Annotated in this window: 16 protein-coding genes and 2 tRNA genes; 8 read left to right on the plus strand and 10 right to left on the minus strand. The window is 61.0% G+C overall.

Annotated elements, in window-relative coordinates; translation table 11 throughout:
* Positions 1-22: 22 nt before the first annotated feature.
* Entirely contained in the window at positions 23-715 is a 693-nt protein-coding gene (locus BLT50_RS14120) for a M48 family metallopeptidase (protein ID WP_090029351.1), read from the minus strand.
* 111 nt (positions 716-826) lie between these two features.
* Here BLT50_RS14120 and BLT50_RS14125 point away from each other — a divergent pair, with 111 nt between their 5' ends.
* The 3 genes from BLT50_RS14125 (at position 827) to BLT50_RS14135 (ending at position 3,269) form a co-directional block, all read left to right on the plus strand.
* The gene (locus BLT50_RS14125) at positions 827-1,153 is read left to right on the plus strand and encodes a TIGR02300 family protein (protein WP_090029352.1); all 327 of its coding nucleotides are present in this window, start codon (positions 827-829) and stop codon (positions 1,151-1,153) included.
* 84 nt (positions 1,154-1,237) lie between these two features.
* Positions 1,238-1,313, plus strand: a tRNA-Ala gene (locus BLT50_RS14130).
* Between the two features lie 186 nt (positions 1,314-1,499).
* Entirely contained in the window at positions 1,500-3,269 is a 1,770-nt protein-coding gene (locus BLT50_RS14135) for a sugar phosphorylase (RefSeq protein WP_090029353.1), read from the plus strand.
* Here the strand turns inward: BLT50_RS14135 and BLT50_RS14140 are convergent.
* The 6 genes from BLT50_RS14140 to BLT50_RS14165 form a co-directional block, all read right to left on the minus strand.
* Positions 3,251-4,471, minus strand: a complete 1,221-nt coding sequence (locus BLT50_RS14140) for a glycosyltransferase family protein (RefSeq protein WP_090029354.1) — start codon at positions 4,469-4,471, stop codon at positions 3,251-3,253. The genes BLT50_RS14135 and BLT50_RS14140 overlap by 19 nt on opposite strands.
* Positions 4,464-5,258: an HAD-IIB family hydrolase gene (locus BLT50_RS14145; protein ID WP_090029355.1), complete on the minus strand. Its 795-nt coding sequence runs from the start codon at positions 5,256-5,258 to the stop codon at positions 4,464-4,466. Before BLT50_RS14145 ends, BLT50_RS14140 begins: the two co-directional genes overlap by 8 nt.
* Positions 5,259-5,365: 107 nt before the next feature.
* The gene (gene yghU / locus BLT50_RS14150) at positions 5,366-6,238 is read right to left on the minus strand and encodes a glutathione-dependent disulfide-bond oxidoreductase (RefSeq protein WP_090029356.1); all 873 of its coding nucleotides are present in this window, start codon (positions 6,236-6,238) and stop codon (positions 5,366-5,368) included.
* A 198-nt stretch (positions 6,239-6,436) separates the two neighbouring features.
* Positions 6,437-7,540 carry a site-specific DNA-methyltransferase gene (locus BLT50_RS14155; protein WP_090029357.1) on the minus strand — a complete coding sequence of 368 codons (1,104 nt, stop codon included), beginning with the start codon at positions 7,538-7,540 and terminating at the stop codon, positions 6,437-6,439.
* Between the two features lie 90 nt (positions 7,541-7,630).
* Positions 7,631-8,263, minus strand: a complete 633-nt coding sequence (locus tag BLT50_RS14160) for a ribonuclease HII (RefSeq protein ID WP_090029358.1) — start codon at positions 8,261-8,263, stop codon at positions 7,631-7,633.
* A 95-nt stretch (positions 8,264-8,358) separates the two neighbouring features.
* A complete protein-coding gene (locus BLT50_RS14165) occupies positions 8,359-8,838 on the minus strand; it encodes a hypothetical protein (RefSeq protein WP_139170530.1) in 480 nt (159 codons plus the stop codon).
* Between the two features lie 59 nt (positions 8,839-8,897).
* Here BLT50_RS14165 and BLT50_RS14170 point away from each other — a divergent pair, with 59 nt between their 5' ends.
* Together BLT50_RS14170 and BLT50_RS14175 are read left to right on the plus strand one after the other, a co-directional pair.
* Positions 8,898-9,308 (plus strand): hypothetical protein, encoded by a 411-nt coding sequence (locus BLT50_RS14170; RefSeq protein ID WP_425433969.1) that lies wholly within the window; start codon positions 8,898-8,900, stop codon positions 9,306-9,308.
* A 148-nt stretch (positions 9,309-9,456) separates the two neighbouring features.
* Positions 9,457-9,828: a DUF805 domain-containing protein gene (locus tag BLT50_RS14175; RefSeq protein ID WP_090029361.1), complete on the plus strand. Its 372-nt coding sequence runs from the start codon at positions 9,457-9,459 to the stop codon at positions 9,826-9,828.
* A 25-nt stretch (positions 9,829-9,853) separates the two neighbouring features.
* Here the strand turns inward: BLT50_RS14175 and BLT50_RS14180 are convergent, their stop codons facing one another.
* Positions 9,854-10,879, minus strand: a complete 1,026-nt coding sequence (locus tag BLT50_RS14180; RefSeq protein ID WP_090029362.1) for a LacI family DNA-binding transcriptional regulator — start codon at positions 10,877-10,879, stop codon at positions 9,854-9,856.
* 91 nt (positions 10,880-10,970) lie between these two features.
* Here BLT50_RS14180 and BLT50_RS14185 point away from each other — a divergent pair.
* The 3 genes from BLT50_RS14185 to BLT50_RS14195 all read left to right on the plus strand — a co-directional run bounded on the left by BLT50_RS14185 (position 10,971) and on the right by BLT50_RS14195 (position 13,274).
* Positions 10,971-11,047: transfer RNA gene (locus BLT50_RS14185), tRNA-Arg, on the plus strand.
* 234 nt (positions 11,048-11,281) lie between these two features.
* Positions 11,282-11,770: a flavin reductase family protein gene (locus tag BLT50_RS14190; protein WP_090029363.1), complete on the plus strand. Its 489-nt coding sequence runs from the start codon at positions 11,282-11,284 to the stop codon at positions 11,768-11,770.
* A 118-nt stretch (positions 11,771-11,888) separates the two neighbouring features.
* Positions 11,889-13,274 (plus strand): aspartate aminotransferase family protein, encoded by a 1,386-nt coding sequence (locus tag BLT50_RS14195; protein WP_090029364.1) that lies wholly within the window; start codon positions 11,889-11,891, stop codon positions 13,272-13,274.
* A gap of 32 nt (positions 13,275-13,306) precedes the next feature.
* Here the strand turns inward: BLT50_RS14195 and BLT50_RS14200 are convergent, their stop codons facing one another.
* Positions 13,307-15,199 carry a glycoside hydrolase 5 family protein gene (locus BLT50_RS14200; protein WP_090029401.1) on the minus strand — a complete coding sequence of 631 codons (1,893 nt, stop codon included), beginning with the start codon at positions 15,197-15,199 and terminating at the stop codon, positions 13,307-13,309.
* 244 nt (positions 15,200-15,443) lie between these two features.
* A complete protein-coding gene (locus BLT50_RS14205; protein ID WP_090029365.1) occupies positions 15,444-16,568 on the minus strand; it encodes a Hint domain-containing protein in 1,125 nt (374 codons plus the stop codon).
* Positions 16,569-16,787 lie beyond the last annotated feature (219 nt).

The raw sequence follows: 16,787 nt of genomic DNA on the forward strand, positions 1-16,787 counted from the left end.
GTGATCACAAACCCGGCCCCCGTCAATCGGTGAAGCGATAGCGATGCAGCCTGTGGCCGTGTTCCCGGAGCCATCTTCGCGCTTCCCGATGATCTCCGTAAAGTTGGCGCACAACGTCCCAGAACGCAGCGGAATGGTTCATCTCGGACAAGTGGGCAACTTCGTGTGCAGCCACGTAATCCAGCACCTCGGGCGGTGCCATGATCAGGCGCCAGGAAAACATCAGTCCGCCATCAGCAGTGCACGACCCCCAGCGCGATCGGGTGTCCCTGAGCGTCAGTCGGGCATACGGCCGCTTGAGCGAATCGGCATAGCCGTCAGCGGCGGCGGCCAGCCGGTCGCGGGCCTGCTGCTTGAGAAATCCCTGAACCCGCGCACCTGAACGATCCGCTGGCCCCGGAACCTGCAAGGCATCATCCTGCAGATGAACGGTGCGCCCGGTTCCGGCGGAAACCAGCCGCATCTGGCCCAGAACGGGGATCTCGGCCCCATGTTCTACGCGGATATGCGCCCCCTGCCTTGCCAGCGTGCGGCGCAGCCAGTCGCCCTTCGAGCGCGCAAAATCCAGCGCCGCGCCTTCGCTGACGCCACGCGGGCATGTAAGCGTGACCCGCCCATCCAATTGCGAAACGCGCAGGGAAATCCGCCGCGCTCGCGTGGATTTCCTGAGCGTCAGTGCAACTGGGGGGTTGCCGGGAAGGACGTGCTGTCCCATATCGCCTCCGGATCGGTTGCCGCGCTCGCGACATAGCCTTTGACACATCCCCGCCGTTATGGCAGGGGACGCGGATTGCCGACAAGATCAGAGATGCAAAGAGGGATCTCAATGGCCAAGGAAGAATGGGGCGTCAAGCGTGTGTGCCCGACCACGGGCAAACGCTTTTATGACCTGAACAAGAATCCGATCGTCAGCCCCTACACGGGCGAAGTGGTCGAGGTCGAAACCGGCAAGCGCAGCATGATCGCCGCGGATGCCGAGGATTCGCAGACCAAGAAGATGAAAGAAGCCGAAGCAAGCTCGGACGACGATCTGCTGGATGATGATGACGTCGATGTCGAACTCGACGACGACATCCTTGACGACGACGATGACGACAATGTCTCGCTCGACGATTTGACCGACGTTGCCGCAGACGACGGCGACGACAGCTGATGGTGCGCGGGCGGAATTTTCCGCTTGATCCCGCCCGCACCTTTGCCTAGATAGCGGCGAACAGGCCACAGGGCCTGCCCGGATGGGGCCTTAGCTCAGTTGGGAGAGCGCTTGCATGGCATGCAAGAGGTCAGGGGTTCGACTCCCCTAGGCTCCACCAAATCTTCTTTTCGTCCCGAAAACTCCGCTCGTTTCTTGGGCGTCGGTTTCGTTTGTCCGTTCTCGGGATGGGCTGTCCCTTGCTCCGATCCGCGTGGTGGCGCAGAAATGGGGGTCAGGCCAGGATGTCACGCGATATGACCCGTTTCGACGATGAACGCGCAGCCCGTTTTCAAGGGTGCACCGGATGAGTGAACTTTCGCTTTCATTCTCCCAGCGTCTTGCGGCGTTGGTGCGGCGGATTTATCCGCATCTTGATGCGGATATCCTGGCGAGCCAAATCGTTGATGCGTTCTGGCCCGAAGGGACGCACCGGCGCAAGCGCGCCCGACCGCCTGGCAACAATCTCTGGTCCGAGCGCGATGCCGTGCTGATCACCTATGGCAACACGATCCAGGACGGATCGCACAAGCCGTTGGACCTGCTGCACGACTTTCTGCTGCAACACATGCGGGGCGTTGTGAACGGCGTGCATATCCTGCCATTCTTTCCCTTCACCTCGGATGACGGATTTGCAGTCACTGACTACCGTGCCGTCAACCCGCAACTGGGCGACTGGTCAGATATCCGCCGCATTGCCGGCGATTTTCACCTTATGTCGGATCTCGTGTTGAACCACGTCAGCAGTCAGGGCCCCTGGTTTAACGCGTACCGGCAGGGCCAGCCGCCCTACGACCGCTTTTTCTTTGAAGCGTCGCCGGATGACGACCTGGCGGCCGTCGTCAGGCCGCGCACCACCCCTCTTTTGCAGGAGGTGGAAACCTCGAACGGTCCGCGCCATGTGTGGTGCACTTTCAGCCATGATCAGATCGATCTGGATTTCCGAAACCCCGAAGTGTTGCTGGAAATGCTGCGTATCATCCGGCTGCATGTCGATCAGGGCGTGCGGATTCTGCGGCTGGATGCGGTGGCTTTCCTCTGGAAAGAGGCCGGGACGCCTTCGATCCACATGCCCCAAACCCACGCGATCGTGCAGCTTATGCGGTTGCTTGCCGACTATGCCACCGAAACGCTGGTTCTTCTGACCGAAACCAACGTGCCGAAGACCGAGAACCTGAGCTACATGGGCAATCGGAACGAGGCGCACGCGGTTTACAACTTTCCGCTGCCACCGCTGATCCTGCATGCGATGATGTCGGGCACGGCGCGGTACCTGCACCGATGGCAGGCGGGGATGCCCCCGGCGCAGCTGGGATGCGCCTACCTGAATTTCACCGCGTCCCATGACGGGATCGGGATGCGCCCGGCCGAAGGCGTTCTGCCGCCGCAGGAAAAGGCGCAGATGATCGAAACCGTGCGCAGCATCGGCGGCCTGGTGTCGATGCGGGCCACGACCGATGGCGCTGAAGAACCCTATGAGTTGAACTGCAGCTGGTTCGAGGCGATGCGCGCAACCTTCGACGGCCAGGACAACCATCACATGCAGCGGTTCCTGTGTTCGCAGACGATCGTGATGTCACTCGAGGGAATCCCGGCCTTCTACATCCACTCGATGCTGGCCACGCCGAACGATCACGATGCGGTCGAACGGCGGGGAATGAACCGCGCGATCAACAGGCACCGCTGGGACTACCCGACCCTGCAAGCGCGTCTTGCCGACCCTGCCTCGGATCAGTCGCGCGCCCTGCAGGGGCTGAGCCGTCTGCTTCGGCTGCGGGCGCGGCAACCGGCCTTTCACCCCAACGCCACGCAGTTCACGCTTGCGCTGGAGGAGCGGCTTTTCGGGCTGTGGCGGCAAAGCCTGGACCGGCACCAGTCGATCTTTGCCATCCATAACGTCAGCCCTGATACGATCACGGTCAGCCCCTCGGCCATCAACCTGATAGAAGGCGATACCTGGATCGACTTGATATCCGGCGAACACATTGATCCGACCGGACCGGGCATCCCGTTTGCGCCCTATCAATGCCGCTGGATTGCCAACCGCCATGGCGCGCGTCAGGAAAATTCTTCCTGATCGGCCGCCACGGCGGCACGCAGATCGGACAGGAACTGCGGATCGGCCGCATGGACGCGGTTCCAGGTCGGGATAAAGGGTGTCTCGTGCGGGTTGTCCAGGAACACCTGCCCCGCGCGTATGATGTTCTCGGCGAAAAGCTCGATCGACTTTTCCTCTTTGTGGCGGTCGACGGACAGGCCGTTCATCTTGGCGTCGTTGTAATAGCCTTCCAGCAGGTCCAGCGCCGAGCGATAGTATGTCGCTTTCAGCGTGCGAAACACGTTCGGGGTGAACACCGTTCCGTCCGCCGCCAGCTTGCGGAATATCGCCTTGCAGATGTCGGTGGACATGCGGCTCAGCCCCTTGCTTGCATCTTCGGGCGACAGATCCTGGTGCTTGTGGTCATACGCGTCCGAAATCTCGACCTGGCACACGGATTTGGGGGCAAGGTTGCGCCATGCCTCTGACAATACGCCGATTTCCAGGCCCCAGTCCGAGGGGATGCGCAGATCCGGCAGTATCGGCGTGCGCATCGCGAATTCGCCCGAAAGCGGATAGCGGAAACTGCGCAGGTAATCGATATAGTCCCGGTCCCCGATCACCCGTTTGAGCGCGATCAGCAGCGGGCTGACAAGCAACCGCGTCACCCGACCATTGATCTTTCCCTCGCCGATGCGCGGGTAAAAGCCCTTGGCCATCTGGTAGGGGAAGGCCGGGTTCGCCACCGGATAGACAAGGCGCGCCAGCATCTCGCGATCATAGGTAAGGATGTCGCAATCGTGGATCGCCATGACCGTGCTGTCCGCGCACGCAATCAGGTAGCCGATACAGGACCAGACGTTCTTGCCTTTGCCGGGCTCCTGCGGGGCAAGTCCGTGACTTTCCAGCCGCGCCCCGAGCCCCTTCATCCGCGGGCTGTCGTTCCAGATCACGGTGTGGGTTTGCGGCAACCGGGCAAAGAACTGACGCGCATGGCGGAACTGCGCCTCGTCCGCCTGGTCCAGCCCGATGATGATCCGGTGCAGGTATGGTACTTTCGACAGCTCGTCCAGGATGTGCGACAGGGCCGGACCTTCGAGTTCGGAATACAGACTGGGCAGGATCAGCGCGATCCGGCGCGTTTGCGAAAAGGCAGACAACTCGTATTGCAGATCGTCCAGCGACTGGGTGCGGAGATTGTGCAATGTGGTGATGTTGCCGTTCTGGTGAAAATCAGCCATGGCTTGCGGCCTCCTTGCTCAATCCCAGCATTTCAAGAATGTCGAATATCGCCTCTGCCCAACCAGCAGGGCCGGGCAGGGTCGTGCGGGTGATCCGGTTCGCCTTTTCGCCATCCAGCAGCGGCATCGGCGGTGCCTGCGGGTTGCAGACGATGACGCCGTGATGGGCGGCGGCAATCATTTCGGCGTCGTTGGGGGCATCGCCAAGCGCGACGGTCGCAGGCTTGCCATAGCGTTCGGCGATTTCAATCATTCGATCAGCCTTGGTGCCGCCCATCGAAAGGGTCAGAAAACGCCCGCCTTGCCTTGCATGCAGGTCCGACGCCAATGCGGCCTGGATAAACGCGTCCAGCCGGCTGGGGTCGCCCTTCCAAAGCCCCGGCTCACTGAACTGCCGGGCCTTGGCCGCCTGGGCGGCTTCCAGCGAGAGGCCGGTCAGCGCGGCGACACCCGTTGCGGTCAGATCTCCGAAACCTTCAAACCCCGGTGGCAGCGCGCGCAATTTAGCGCGGATCTTCCGGTATGTGCCGTCATCTCCCGTGCCACCGGTTCCCGGTTCCAATATGCCGGCGCCGTTTTCCACGATGGCGGGCCATGCATCCAAAGCCATCGCGCTGCGGATCGGCGCGACCTCGGCTGCGGTTTTGCTGGTTGCCAGAACGACCCCCGCGCCGACCCGGCCAAGCGCCCTGAGCGCGGGCAATGCCGGTGCGAACTCGTAGGTGTCGTGATCCAGCAGGGTGCCGTCGAGATCCGAGAAAACCAGTAGCGGCAAAGAGTCAGTCATGCGCTAACAGTAGGCCGGGCAAAGCCGACACACCAACAGGCGGAGCCCGCTTTTGCGTATTTGGGCGCAAAACCGGGCAAACCGCCTGCTTTTTGTGCAGGACGGGCTCAGCCTTTCTCGGCGGCCTCGATCTTGTCCTGGGTCTTCGTTTCGAAATCGCTCGCGTCGTGGCGTTCCCGAAGTTGCGTGTGCAACTCGCCGAAAGCGCGGTTCACCATGCGGCCGCGTTGCACGGCCGGACGCGCGTCGATTGCTTTCGCCCAACGCATGACATGCTCATAGCTTTCCACGTCCAGGAACTCGGCCGCACTGTAGAGCCGCCCCAGAACCAGTTGGCCGTACCAAGGCCATATCGCCATGTCCGCGATGGAATACTCGCCGGCCATGAAGTCGCGGCCCTCAAGGTGACGGTTCAGCACGTCGAGCTGGCGCTTGGTCTCCATCGCGAAACGGTCGATCGGATACTGCCATTTTTCCGGTGCGTAGGCGTAGAAATGCCCGAAACCGCCGCCCAGGTAGGGTGCACTGCCCATCTGCCACATGACCCAGTTCATCACCTCTGTGCGGGCGCGGGTGTCGGTCGGCAGGAACTCTCCGAATTTCTCTGCGAGGTAGAAAAGGATCGACGCACTTTCGAACACATGCAGCGGCGGGTCCATCGAATGATCGGCCAGCGCCGGGATTTTCGAGTTTGGGTTGATCTCGACGAAACCGCTGCCGAACTGGTCGCCTTCACCGATATTGATCAGCCAGGCATCGTATTCGGCGCCCGCGTGGCCCTTGGCCAAAAGCTCTTCCAGCATGACGGTCACCTTCACGCCGTTCGGTGTGGCCAGCGAATAAAGCTGCAGGGGGTGCTTGCCGACCGGCAATTCCTTGTCATGCGTCGGGCCCGCGATGGGTCGGTTGATGCTTGCGAAACGTCCGCCGCTTTCCTGTTTCCATTCCCAGACCTTTGGCGGTGTGTAGTCGTCGGCCATCTTTCATCTCCTGTTTGCGCATTCGCGAAAAACAAACAGGAAATCCGATCCGACAACAAGGTGACCCGCGACACAGCCTATGTGCGCGACGGACATGCAGAACAAAAAGGCCCCGCCAACGAGGGCGGGGCAGGGCAGTCGGTGCCGCGCAAGTCAGGACGCGGGCACCGGGCGGTGTTCTTTGTCTTGGTAAGGCCGTCAGGCTTCCATTTCGGACCGGATCTGCTGGCGCAGCAGGTCGATCGGAATGGTTTTTCCGTCGCGGCGGAAGTGCCAGTAGGTCCACCCGTTGCAGGATGGCGCGCCTTCGAAAGCGGCGCCTACCTGGTGGATCGATCCCTTTACGTCATCGCCGACCAGCGTGCCGTCGGCGCGCACTTTTGCGATCTTTCCGCGCGGTGAAAACAGCTCTTCGCCAGGGCGGAGCATGCCGCGCTCGACCAGTTGGCCGAAAGGCACGCGCGGAGCGGCGCGCTTGCTTGCGGTCACGGTCAGCGCCTCGCGGTCGAAGCGGCGGGTATTGTCGATACGCTTTTGCGCGACCTTGCGATAAGCCTCTTCGCGCTCGATCCCGATGAAATCGCGCCCCAGCATCTTGGCCACGGCGCCGGTCGTTCCGGTGCCGAAGAACGGGTCCAGCACCACGTCACCGGGATTTGTCGATCCGACCAGCACGCGATGCAGAAGCGACTCGGGTTTTTGCGTCGGATGGGCTTTTTCGCCGTTGTCGTCCTTCAGCCTTTCGTGTCCGGTGCAGATCGGTAGCACCCAGTCGCTGCGCATCTGGACGCCTTCGTTCAGGGATTTCAGGGCTTCGTAGTTGAAGGTGTATTTCGCCCCTTCCTCTTTCGAGGCCCAGATCATCGTTTCATGTGCATTGGTGAACCGCTTGCCGCGGAAGTTGGGCATCGGGTTCGACTTGCGCCAAACCACATCGTTCAGGATCCAGAAGCCCGCGTTCTGCAACGCCGCACCGACCCGAAAGATGTTGTGATAAGAGCCGATCACCCAGATTGCCCCGTTGGGCTTGAGCAATCGGCGCGCCGCTTTCAACCAGTCTTGGGTAAAGGCGTCATATGCGGCGAAGGAACTGAACTGATCCCACGCATCGTCCACCGCATCCACCTTGGAATTGTCCGGGCGGTGCAGATCGCTGCGCAGCTGCAGGTTATAGGGTGGATCGGCGAAAATCAGGTCGATCGAACCCTCGGGAAGGCTGTTCATGACCTCGATGCAATCGCCTTCGAGAATCGTGTTGAGAGGGAGCGCTTCAGCGCCCTTGTTCTTTGTCATTGTCGTCATTCTCTGCCTCTGTCCACGGCGCTTGGTCGCGCTCTGTGATTGAGGTCAAAGATGAGTCAAAGCCGATTCGTGGTCAAATTCTTTTTTGAATCAGTCACTTACAGATTTATCTTGATACAATATATTGTGCACCGGCTTGAATGAACGTCTATGGTGTGGGGTTACCCCAAGATTTCGGAGCGCTTCTTTGTGGCTTTTCGACGGATAACCGGCGTTGCTCTCCCAGCCGTAGCCGGGGAACTGTTGCGCCAAATCCCACATCAACCGATCGCGCCATGTTTTTGCCACAATTGAAGCCGCTGCAATGCTCAGAGATCGGCCATCCCCCTTGACCACGGCATCGGCCGGAAGGGTCAGGCCAAGGGGGATCATGTTGCCGTCTATCAGCAGGTGATCCGGCGCCTCGGGGAGTGCGGCGACCGCACGCTCCATCGCAAGATGGCTGGCCCGGAGAATATTGATCCGGTCGATTTCTTCGACGCTGGCCTGACCGATGCCGACCTGCGCCATGTCCCAGATCGCAGCGCAAAGCGCCTCGCGCCGCCTGGCCGTCAGTTTCTTTGAATCATTCAGCCCGTCTGGCAGGCGGGCCGGGTCCAGCACGACTGCGGCGGCCACGACCGGGCCGGCAAGGGGGCCGCGGCCGACCTCGTCGACGCCTGCGACCCGGTTTGCGCCAGCCGTCAGCAAGGCTGTTTCGAAAGTGAAATCAGGCATGGTCATGGGTTGGTAAAATCGCGAAACACCCGGCAAGGCAACAAAAAACCGGGGCGCGTGCGACCCATGTCTACGCACGCACCCCGGATCGCCCGGTCGTCTTACCAACGGGCGAGGCTGTACCCATAAGACCGGAGGCACCGCGCGTCATAGAATGTGCGATGCGGTCCACGCCCACGGGACGGCATCTGACAAGACTGCGGCAAACGGTTCGCGTGACGATAATTGTTCTGCAGGCAGCGCTGGCTAAAGGCGTTCTGCACGCCGCGCCGCGTTTCGACCCGCACCATGCAGTTGCCGGGCAGTTGTTTGCGGGCCACCCGCTGCGGCAGTGGGCGCGGGGCCCTGTCGTGATAGCCATATGTCTTGTGCTTTGGCTTGCCCGGATGGACCTTGGCGGGAGCGTGATTGCGCGGTTTTTCCTTGCGGTCGTCGTCAATCGCCTTGGCGATGATGGCGAGCGCCGCAATGCCGGCGATGGCTTTGGCCAGGTCGCTTCCATCGGCCCGCGCAGGGGCGGAGGTGAAACCGGTGACGGCGATAGCGCCGGCAAGGATGGTTGCGATAAATCTGCGGGACATGTTGATCTCTCCTTTTCCCATCTGGCGAGTTCACCCTGTAACGGGGGCACTCGGTTGCAATGGAGGCAGGCTCGGACAGATGCGCCGCGACAGGCAATAACACCGGGTTGTTATCCAATATCACCCCAGTGAACCGGCGTTCGATATTGAATATCGCGGGCCGCCTCTCCATTGTCGCAGGCATGAAAACCGCATCCTTCATAATCGTACTCGCGCTTGGTGCCGGGTTGGGCCTGCCGGCCTCGGCCGCGTGCTATGCCGACTACAAGGCGCGCCGCGACAACCCGCTGGAACTGCATTACGGCGTCGCGCAGATCAGCGGTGCCTGCACCAAGGCGAATGCCCAGGCCCAACTTTCACCCAGGCTTGGACAAGATGGCTGGCGTTTGCTGAACGTGCTGCAGGTGTTTGACGACTCGGGCCTTGCCAGCCGCAAGCAGGCAGCAGGCCGCTTTTTCCTGCGCTACTGAACAGGCTTCATCTATTAACTGCAGAACGTGTCAGCCTGCGCTCCGTGCAGAGTTGCCATATCGCCCTTTGACGCTCATGCTGAAGGCGTTCGCCAGGCGTCAATCGCATACGCCATGCCTGGTTTCGCCAAGAGCGGGAGATTGTAGAATGGGATTTCAGGACGCAGTAAGAAAATGTCTTTCCAACTATGCCACCTTCGAAGGACGCGCCGCGCGGTCCGAGTTCTGGTGGTTCACCTTGTTCCTTTTCCTTGGAAATGCGGTGTTCAGTATTCTGGACCGGATACTGTTCGGGGGTGTGGCACACGGGCAGGAGATTTCGGTGCTGGGTGCGCTGTTTTCGCTCGCCGTTCTATTGCCGACCATTGCCGTGGGCGTTCGTCGTTTGCATGACCTGGATAGAACCGGCTGGTGGTATCTGCTGGTTCTGATCCCGTTGATCGGTGGCCTGATACTGCTTTTCTTTTTCATTCAGAAAGGCACGAGCGGCACAAACCGGTTCGGGCCAGATCCGCTTTGACAAGCGGCGTTACGCTGTGGCCGCTTTACGGCATGCGCAGCGTATCGCCTCGGTCGATCGTGGGGGCGAGGGTGACAAGCGTTTCGATGTCCTGCGCCGGTTCCGACGTGCGTGCGACGATGATTTCGGCCGCGCGCCGCCCGATCTCGGCACGGCAGGCATCCATTGTCGCCAAGCGGCGCGGCAGCCCCTGCAACAGTTCGACACCGTTGAAACCCGCAAGTCCGATCTGGCCGGGAATGTCATACCCCTGTTCAAGCAGCCAAAGCAGGCCGCCCGCGCCGATCAGATCGTTCGAGTAATACAGAAAATCCAGGTCCGGCGTTCGCGCCATCATCGCCGATGTCAGCTCGCGCCCCTTGGACAGGGCCGACCCGCCGGAATAGAACTCCTGGTCGGCCATTTCGATCCCGGCCTTGGCCAGTGCCTGGGTGAACCCTTCGAACCGTTTGCGTGCCCGGTGATCCAGCGCCATCTTGGTTCCCATGAACCCGATACGGCGATACCCGGCCTTGATGATCGCGTCGGCCATTTCCCTTCCGGCGCGGCGGTGGCTGATGCCCACCATCGCATCCACCGGCGTGCCGTCGGTATCCATGATTTCGACGACCGGAATGCCGCTGGCCCGCAACATGGCGCGGCTGGCATCCGAATGTTCAAGCCCTGCGATGATGATGCCCGACGGACGCCAGGACAGCATCTCGTAGAGCACCTTCTCTTCTTTCTCGGGCAGGTAGTCGGTGATGCCGACCACCGGCTGCAAGGGCGTGTCTTCCAATACGCTGTTGATGCCTGTCATGACTTCAGGAAAAACCATGTTCGACATTGAAGGGATGATCACCGCCACAAGGTTCACGCGCTGGCTGGCAAGCGATCCGGCAATTCGGTTGGGCACGTACCCCAGCGCCTTTGCCGCCTTGAGAACCTTTTCACGCGTTGCCGCGCTGACGTCGCCGCGGTTGCGCAGGACGCGGCTGACTGTCATCTCGGATACGCCGGACGCCTCGGAGACATCGCGCAGGGTCAGGGGGCGGTTGAGCGGTCGCGACAATTCGGGATGTTCCTGTGGTTGGAATGCCCAAGTGTTAGCGCGAACCTTGTGTCTTGTTCAAGCATCGGTGCGGCGATAGAACGGCGACTGTGGCCCCGTGGCTCAACTGGATAGAGCAGCCCCCTCCTAAGGGGCAGGTTGCAGGTTCGAATCCTGCCGGGGTCACCACCGTTCCGAAAACCGCTTGCCCAACCGCGATGCCAACCCATCTTTAGCGGCGGCTTCAAGGGTGGGACTGCGTGTTTGCCCCTGCGGTCTGCTATCGGGGTGCGTGGCCTGGCATGGTTGGCATATGGGTTGAAATTCGCACCGAATTGGGCGACCCGGTGCTCCGTAACGGGAAAACGACCTTTGACGTCGATATCTGTGCCTCCACGGCTTGGAACTGGAAAGAACAAACAAATGAAAACGGAATTCCTGCAAGGCATGGCAAAGGCGGCACAGTCGGTCTGTGTGGTGACGACGGACGGGATCGGTGGAAAATCGGGGGTCACAGTTTCGGCAATGACATCGGTTTCGGTCGACACCCCCACGCCATCGCTTCTGGTTTGCATCCATGGCGATTCATCGGCATGCGACCGCATCCGCACCAACCGTGCCTTCTGTGCGAACCTGCTGGCCGAGGATCAGGCCGAGATTTCCGACGTGTTCGCCGGCCGCACGGGCCTGTCGGGCGAGGAGAAGTTTGCAACAGGGCATTGGCATTCCGGCGAAACCGGTTGCCCGATGCTGGATGATCCCATTGCGGCCTTCGACTGCAGGCTGGTGCATGACATTCTTGTCGGGTCGCATCGTGTGTTCGTGGGTGAGGTCGCCGCCGTGCGACTTGTGCGTGACGAACGCCCGCTGATTTATTTCGACAGGGGCTATGCCCGTCCGGCGCGTTCCTGACCCAGGCGGAATGCCCGTTTCGCCGGGCATGTGCGAATTTGATCAGATTCCTCTGGCCCCGGCGGCGGCAATCCGTAAGGATGTGGCCCAAATCGCCATGTCATAAGGGAGTCGTGCCATGACCACGCCGCTTTCGAACTCGCTGCATATCGCCGATATCAGCACCACGTTGCACCCCTACACCGATGCCAGGAAGCATGAAAAACAGGGGCCTATCGTTATCGACCGGGGCGAGGGCATCCATGTCTACGACTCGAACGGCAAGAAGTATATCGAGGCGCTTTCGGGTCTGTGGTCGGTCGCCGTCGGATTTAACGAGCAGCGCCTTTGCGATGCCGCGATGGCGCAGATGCAAAAGCTGCCCTACTACCACACGTTCGCCCACAAATCGCACGAGCCGTCGATCAGGCTGGCCGAAAAGCTGGTCGAGATGACGCCCGAACACCTGACACGGGTCTTCTATACCTCGTCGGGTTCCGAGGCGAACGACACCGTGGTCAAGATGGTCTGGTTCTACAACAACGCGCTGGGCCGTCCCGAAAAGAAAAAGTTCCTTGCGCGTGAAAAGGCATATCACGGGATCACCGTTGCCTCGGGCAGCCTGACGGGCCTGCCCTATAACCACAAGCATTTCGACCTGCCGGCAATCCCTGTCGTGCACCTCACCTGTCCGCATTTCTATCGCTTTGGCCAGGATGGAGAAACCGAGGCGGAATTCACCCAGCGCCTGCTGGCCGAGGCCGAGGAAACCATCCTGCGCGAAGGCCCGGAAACCATTGCCGCCTTCATCGGCGAGCCAGTCATGGGCGCGGGTGGCGTCATGGTTCCGCCCGAGGGCTACTGGCCGGGGATCGAGGCGCTGTGTCGCAAGTACGATATCCTTTTGGTGTCGGACGAGGTGATCAACGGCTTTGGCCGTCTGGGCACCACGTTCGGCTGCGAGAAAATGGGCTTCAAGCCGGATATTCTCGTGACCTCCAAGCAGCTCACATCGTCCTACATGCCGCTGGCCGCGATCGTGTTCTCCGAGGCCGTCTATGACGTGATCGCGGACAACACCCACGCAATCGGCACTTTCGGCCATGGCTACACGGCCACGGGTCACCCGGTGGCCACGGCGGTGGGTCTGGAAAACCTCAAGATCATCGAAGAGCGCGATCTGATCGGCAATGCCGCGCGCCTGTCCGGTCCGTTCCAGGAAGGGTTGCGCAAATACGCCGATCACCCCCTGGTCGGCGAGGTGCGCGGAACCGGCCTGATCGCCGCGCTGGAAATGGTGGCCGACAAGGAAACGAAGCGCCCCTTCGACCCGGTTGGCAAGCTTGGCGGCAAGGCGTTCGAGATCGGCCACGAAGAGGGGCTGATCTGCCGCAACCTCGGCGACACGCTGGCCCTGTGCCCGCCGTTGATCATCACCGAAGACGATGCCGCCGAAATCGTCCGCATCATGGGCGTGATCCTTGACCGCACCCTGGAGTTCGCCAAGTCCGAAGGCATGGTCTGATCGATCAGGCCGGGCGGGTCCGCCTGCCCGGCCTATTGCAGCAGCAACCAGCGTGTTGTTCGCAGGCGCGACAGCTCGATGATGTGGACGCCATCCTTTATGCGATGCGCGCCGGCGTCGGCCAAGGGTGCGCCGCTCCCGTCGGTAAGCCGCAAGTCTTTCGGGGCCCGTATCCGTAGCTGCCCTTGCATCGGTTCCACGCGATAGCCAAGCGCTTTGTCCTCAAGCGGGATGGCGCGCCCCGTGAGCGAAATCATTATCCGTGTCGATTCAGCGATGGCGTGCCCATCCAGGCTTTGCACCGCAATCGCCGCCATGGGCATATCGCTTTCCAGAGAAATCGACGACAGGTCGATGCGCCCGCCTGCCAATGTCCCGGCAGCAAGCTGGCTGTTGGGTGAATCCACCGTGTAAAGCCCGCGCCGGAAATCGCGCCGGATTTGCCCCGTGTCAGACATGATATGGCCGGTCCCCTGGTCCAGGAAAGTCGCGTCCGGATCGGTGACGGGAATGGCCGCGCGGTCCGCCTTGAGGGCAGACAGCCAGGCAAGTTCGGGCGTGGCGGGCAGTTCGACGACCAGCCGGCTCTGCTCTGCTATCGTGCGCAGGGCGGCAGCGGTTTTCGGTCGAATGCCCTGACCGAAGAACTGCGAAGGCGTCAGGCGCAGCGCGTATGTGGCTTGCGCGGGGCGCACATGACCCTGCCGGAAAAGCAGCGCCGATGCTGGCAGCATCGCGACAACCGCCGGATCGTAGGCCACCGACCATGGCCCGTGGGCAGTCGGCCCGTTCAGGGGCCTTTGCGAATACCCATATATCATAGGGGCATCCCAGCCTTGAAACGCCGCGCTTGCCGCCATTCGCACCGGCCCCGCAAAGCGGTCCTCGGAAGGGTAGCGGGTGATGTTCCATTCAGAGATGCTCAACGGTTTGCCGGCGACCTGCGCCGCCGCCGCCCAGTCGATGAAGCTGGCCGCCTCGCGCGGGTTTTGCCGCAACTCCCCCGGGACACCGTATGCGTGCACGTCGATGATCGACCCAAGCGTCAATGATGGTAGCGCCGCAACCGAGTTGCCGCCCCATGTGTTCGTCGTCGCGATCAGCCCGTCAAACCCGGTCGCCCGGATATCGGCGATCATCGGTTCGAAAAACCGTTTCTCCAGATCGTTTAGGAAAATCTTGGATGGACCGAACTCCCACGCCTTCCAGGTTTTCCGCGCGGGCAGGTCGTGGTCCGCTGCGAAATCTCGGGCAAGCGCCATGTAGGCGGCCGAATGCGCGGGCACGCCCTTGTTCGGCAGTAGGGCATTCCCGAAATGATGGGTGACGTCGTTTTCGTTTGTGATCAGCACGGCAAGTATCGCGGGATCGTCGGCATAGCGCATCCCGGTATGCGGGTTTACATGCTCCAGATACGCGCGCTGAAATTCGGCCATGCGCTGCCGGATCGTATCGGATACATAGTTGAAGCCGCGAATATCGGCCTCGCCCTTGGCGATCTCTTCGAAATCGGCGATCCCATCGAGCGCGGTCATTTCGCGGCCAACATGCAAATCCAGCCAGACATATATCCCCTCGGCCTTCAGTGCGGCGACCCAAAGGTCCAGATTGGCCATCGCGCCCTGATCGATTTGCGTCGTCGCGGGGGCCTTGTCGCCAAAGATGTTCGGCCGGACCCAGCGCGAATCGTGATGATGCACCCGCACCAGGTTGAACCCTAGCGCCGCAAGGCGCCGGGCATGGCGCCTGATGTTGTCCGGTCTGGTCCGAAACAATGCATAGGCCTGCAGGTTGGCCCCCCAGAAGACCGCCCTGCTGCCGTCCTCAAAGAAAAGGTCCGGCCCGACCGCCCGCACCCGCCCCCTGCTGCCCGCGGGGACGTGGTTGAGAAAGCTCAGATCGGGGTTGGAAGGGTCATCGGCCAATGCGTCCGTGGGCCAAGCATCGGAGTGCTGATCGCTTTGCGCGAAAGCGGAATTGACGAGCGCCGCAACCGTCAGTGCAAAAGCAAGGAGTTTGAGGCAAAAGCGCAGCACTGTTGCGGTACCTTTCGGAAACTGCAGGACAGGCCGTCTGAAAGACGGGACACCTGAAGAAGCATCCCCAGCTAAACATCAAAACGGAATCCGCGCAAAGGCGCGTTGCGTATCCCGGCGCAAAGCAGGTTTGCTACGCCCTGAGCGCGGACCGACTCCGTTCTTCCTGGAGCTGTTTTCCCGACTTTCGAATCCGCTCCAAAAGGCGTTTCGCCTTCTTCCTTTCGGCAATCGGTCGACAAGGTGTGCGCGCCTTGTTCGAAAGCGGATCGCCCAGTGCAGGAAAGAAATCACCGGACGCGAGCGTCCCCTTCGCCTCATCCCCTAGCAACAGCGACTCGACCAGTGCCCCGTCCGCTTCGATGATCTCATGTCTTTCGAACAAGATATGCACATAGTGGACCGCGTTTGCCTCGAATTGTTCGATGCCATCGAAGCTCACCAGTTTCTTGGCCGCGACAAGCACCTCGGTGCTTCCGTAAATGCGTTGGGCGATTGGCGAAGCGATCAAGATCCTGTGCTGGGGCGAAAGCATGGTGGACCGCCGGGGAACACCCTCTGCGAGTGACGAAGGGCCCAGACGAATGGGCCCATGGCGCGGGTTGCGCGCCAGCTCGGCAGCCGACAATTCGCGTTTGCCGACCCAAATGATCGGCTGATGCCCGTGGTCGAGGGTCCAAACAAGATCGCCAACCTGCAGATCCATGGCACGTCTGCTGCCTTTGGGTGTGCGGACATGGCATCCGCCCGTCAGGCAAAGAACCGAATCGCCATAGGAAATGGGATCGTAGGTAAGCGTGCCGTAGATGTTCCACTGATAGCTGTTTCCCGCGCCCGGCACGGTATTGTCCAGGGTGTTGATTGAAGTCGCGCCAGCCGCTGCCCCCTCTGTCGCCGTGATGGGGGCAATGCCCCTATCCGCTGAATAGAAATCGATGACGGTACTTGTCGCCGTGTTTGTAAGGGCAACCCCCGAAGCTTCGTTGATATCGCTCACACCGGCCCTGACACCCAATGGGATGACATAAACCGTATATCCGGGGTTCTGGGGATCGGGCGTCCCGCTGAGGGACGACAAAGTGACCTCGCCAGTGCCGTTTGTGGGGCCGCCTGAGGTTGTGTGCAGGGTTCCATCGTCCGCATATGCGCTTAGTGTGAAATCAGCCGGGTCTTCGCCCGGGCCGAGCACGATCTCGACATATTCCCCGCCGGCAACCCCGTTTGGACCTACGAAATTTATCTCCGAAATGAATGCCATGGCACCGAACTATCCCATTTAACCGTTTACTCGTTACTATCGTGATGCTGTCGGCGGTCGCGGCGTCGAAAAAAGGTTGCGCCCGCCGATACCAGATTTTCAGACATCTCGATGTCGCGGGTTTGGCACCCCGGAGTGGTATCCGTTTGGCAGGATATTGTTGCAAAAGCGTTTTTTTGGGGCCAGCGCTGCCGCGGAATCGTTTCGCAGCAAGGTCGG

Origin of the sequence: Lutimaribacter saemankumensis (assembly GCF_900100005.1) — a bacterium.
In the GTDB taxonomy this organism is placed as follows: Bacteria; Pseudomonadota; Alphaproteobacteria; order Rhodobacterales; family Rhodobacteraceae; genus Lutimaribacter; species Lutimaribacter saemankumensis.

Coding starts and splice junctions, on each gene's coding strand:
- BLT50_RS14120 (WP_090029351.1), bottom strand. CDS start 715: ATGGGACAGCACGTCCTTCCCGGCAACCCCCCAGTTGCACTGACGCTC.
- BLT50_RS14125 (WP_090029352.1), top strand. CDS start 827: ATGGCCAAGGAAGAATGGGGCGTCAAGCGTGTGTGCCCGACCACGGGC.
- BLT50_RS14135 (WP_090029353.1), top strand. CDS start 1,500: ATGAGTGAACTTTCGCTTTCATTCTCCCAGCGTCTTGCGGCGTTGGTG.
- BLT50_RS14140 (WP_090029354.1), bottom strand. CDS start 4,471: ATGGCTGATTTTCACCAGAACGGCAACATCACCACATTGCACAATCTC.
- BLT50_RS14145 (WP_090029355.1), bottom strand. CDS start 5,258: ATGACTGACTCTTTGCCGCTACTGGTTTTCTCGGATCTCGACGGCACC.
- yghU (WP_090029356.1), bottom strand. CDS start 6,238: ATGGCCGACGACTACACACCGCCAAAGGTCTGGGAATGGAAACAGGAA.
- BLT50_RS14155 (WP_090029357.1), bottom strand. CDS start 7,540: ATGACGACAATGACAAAGAACAAGGGCGCTGAAGCGCTCCCTCTCAAC.
- BLT50_RS14160 (WP_090029358.1), bottom strand. CDS start 8,263: ATGACCATGCCTGATTTCACTTTCGAAACAGCCTTGCTGACGGCTGGC.
- BLT50_RS14165 (WP_139170530.1), bottom strand. CDS start 8,838: ATGTCCCGCAGATTTATCGCAACCATCCTTGCCGGCGCTATCGCCGTC.
- BLT50_RS14170 (WP_425433969.1), top strand. CDS start 8,898: ATGGAGGCAGGCTCGGACAGATGCGCCGCGACAGGCAATAACACCGGG.
- BLT50_RS14175 (WP_090029361.1), top strand. CDS start 9,457: ATGGGATTTCAGGACGCAGTAAGAAAATGTCTTTCCAACTATGCCACC.
- BLT50_RS14190 (WP_090029363.1), top strand. CDS start 11,282: ATGAAAACGGAATTCCTGCAAGGCATGGCAAAGGCGGCACAGTCGGTC.
- BLT50_RS14195 (WP_090029364.1), top strand. CDS start 11,889: ATGACCACGCCGCTTTCGAACTCGCTGCATATCGCCGATATCAGCACC.
- BLT50_RS14205 (WP_090029365.1), bottom strand. CDS start 16,568: ATGGCATTCATTTCGGAGATAAATTTCGTAGGTCCAAACGGGGTTGCC.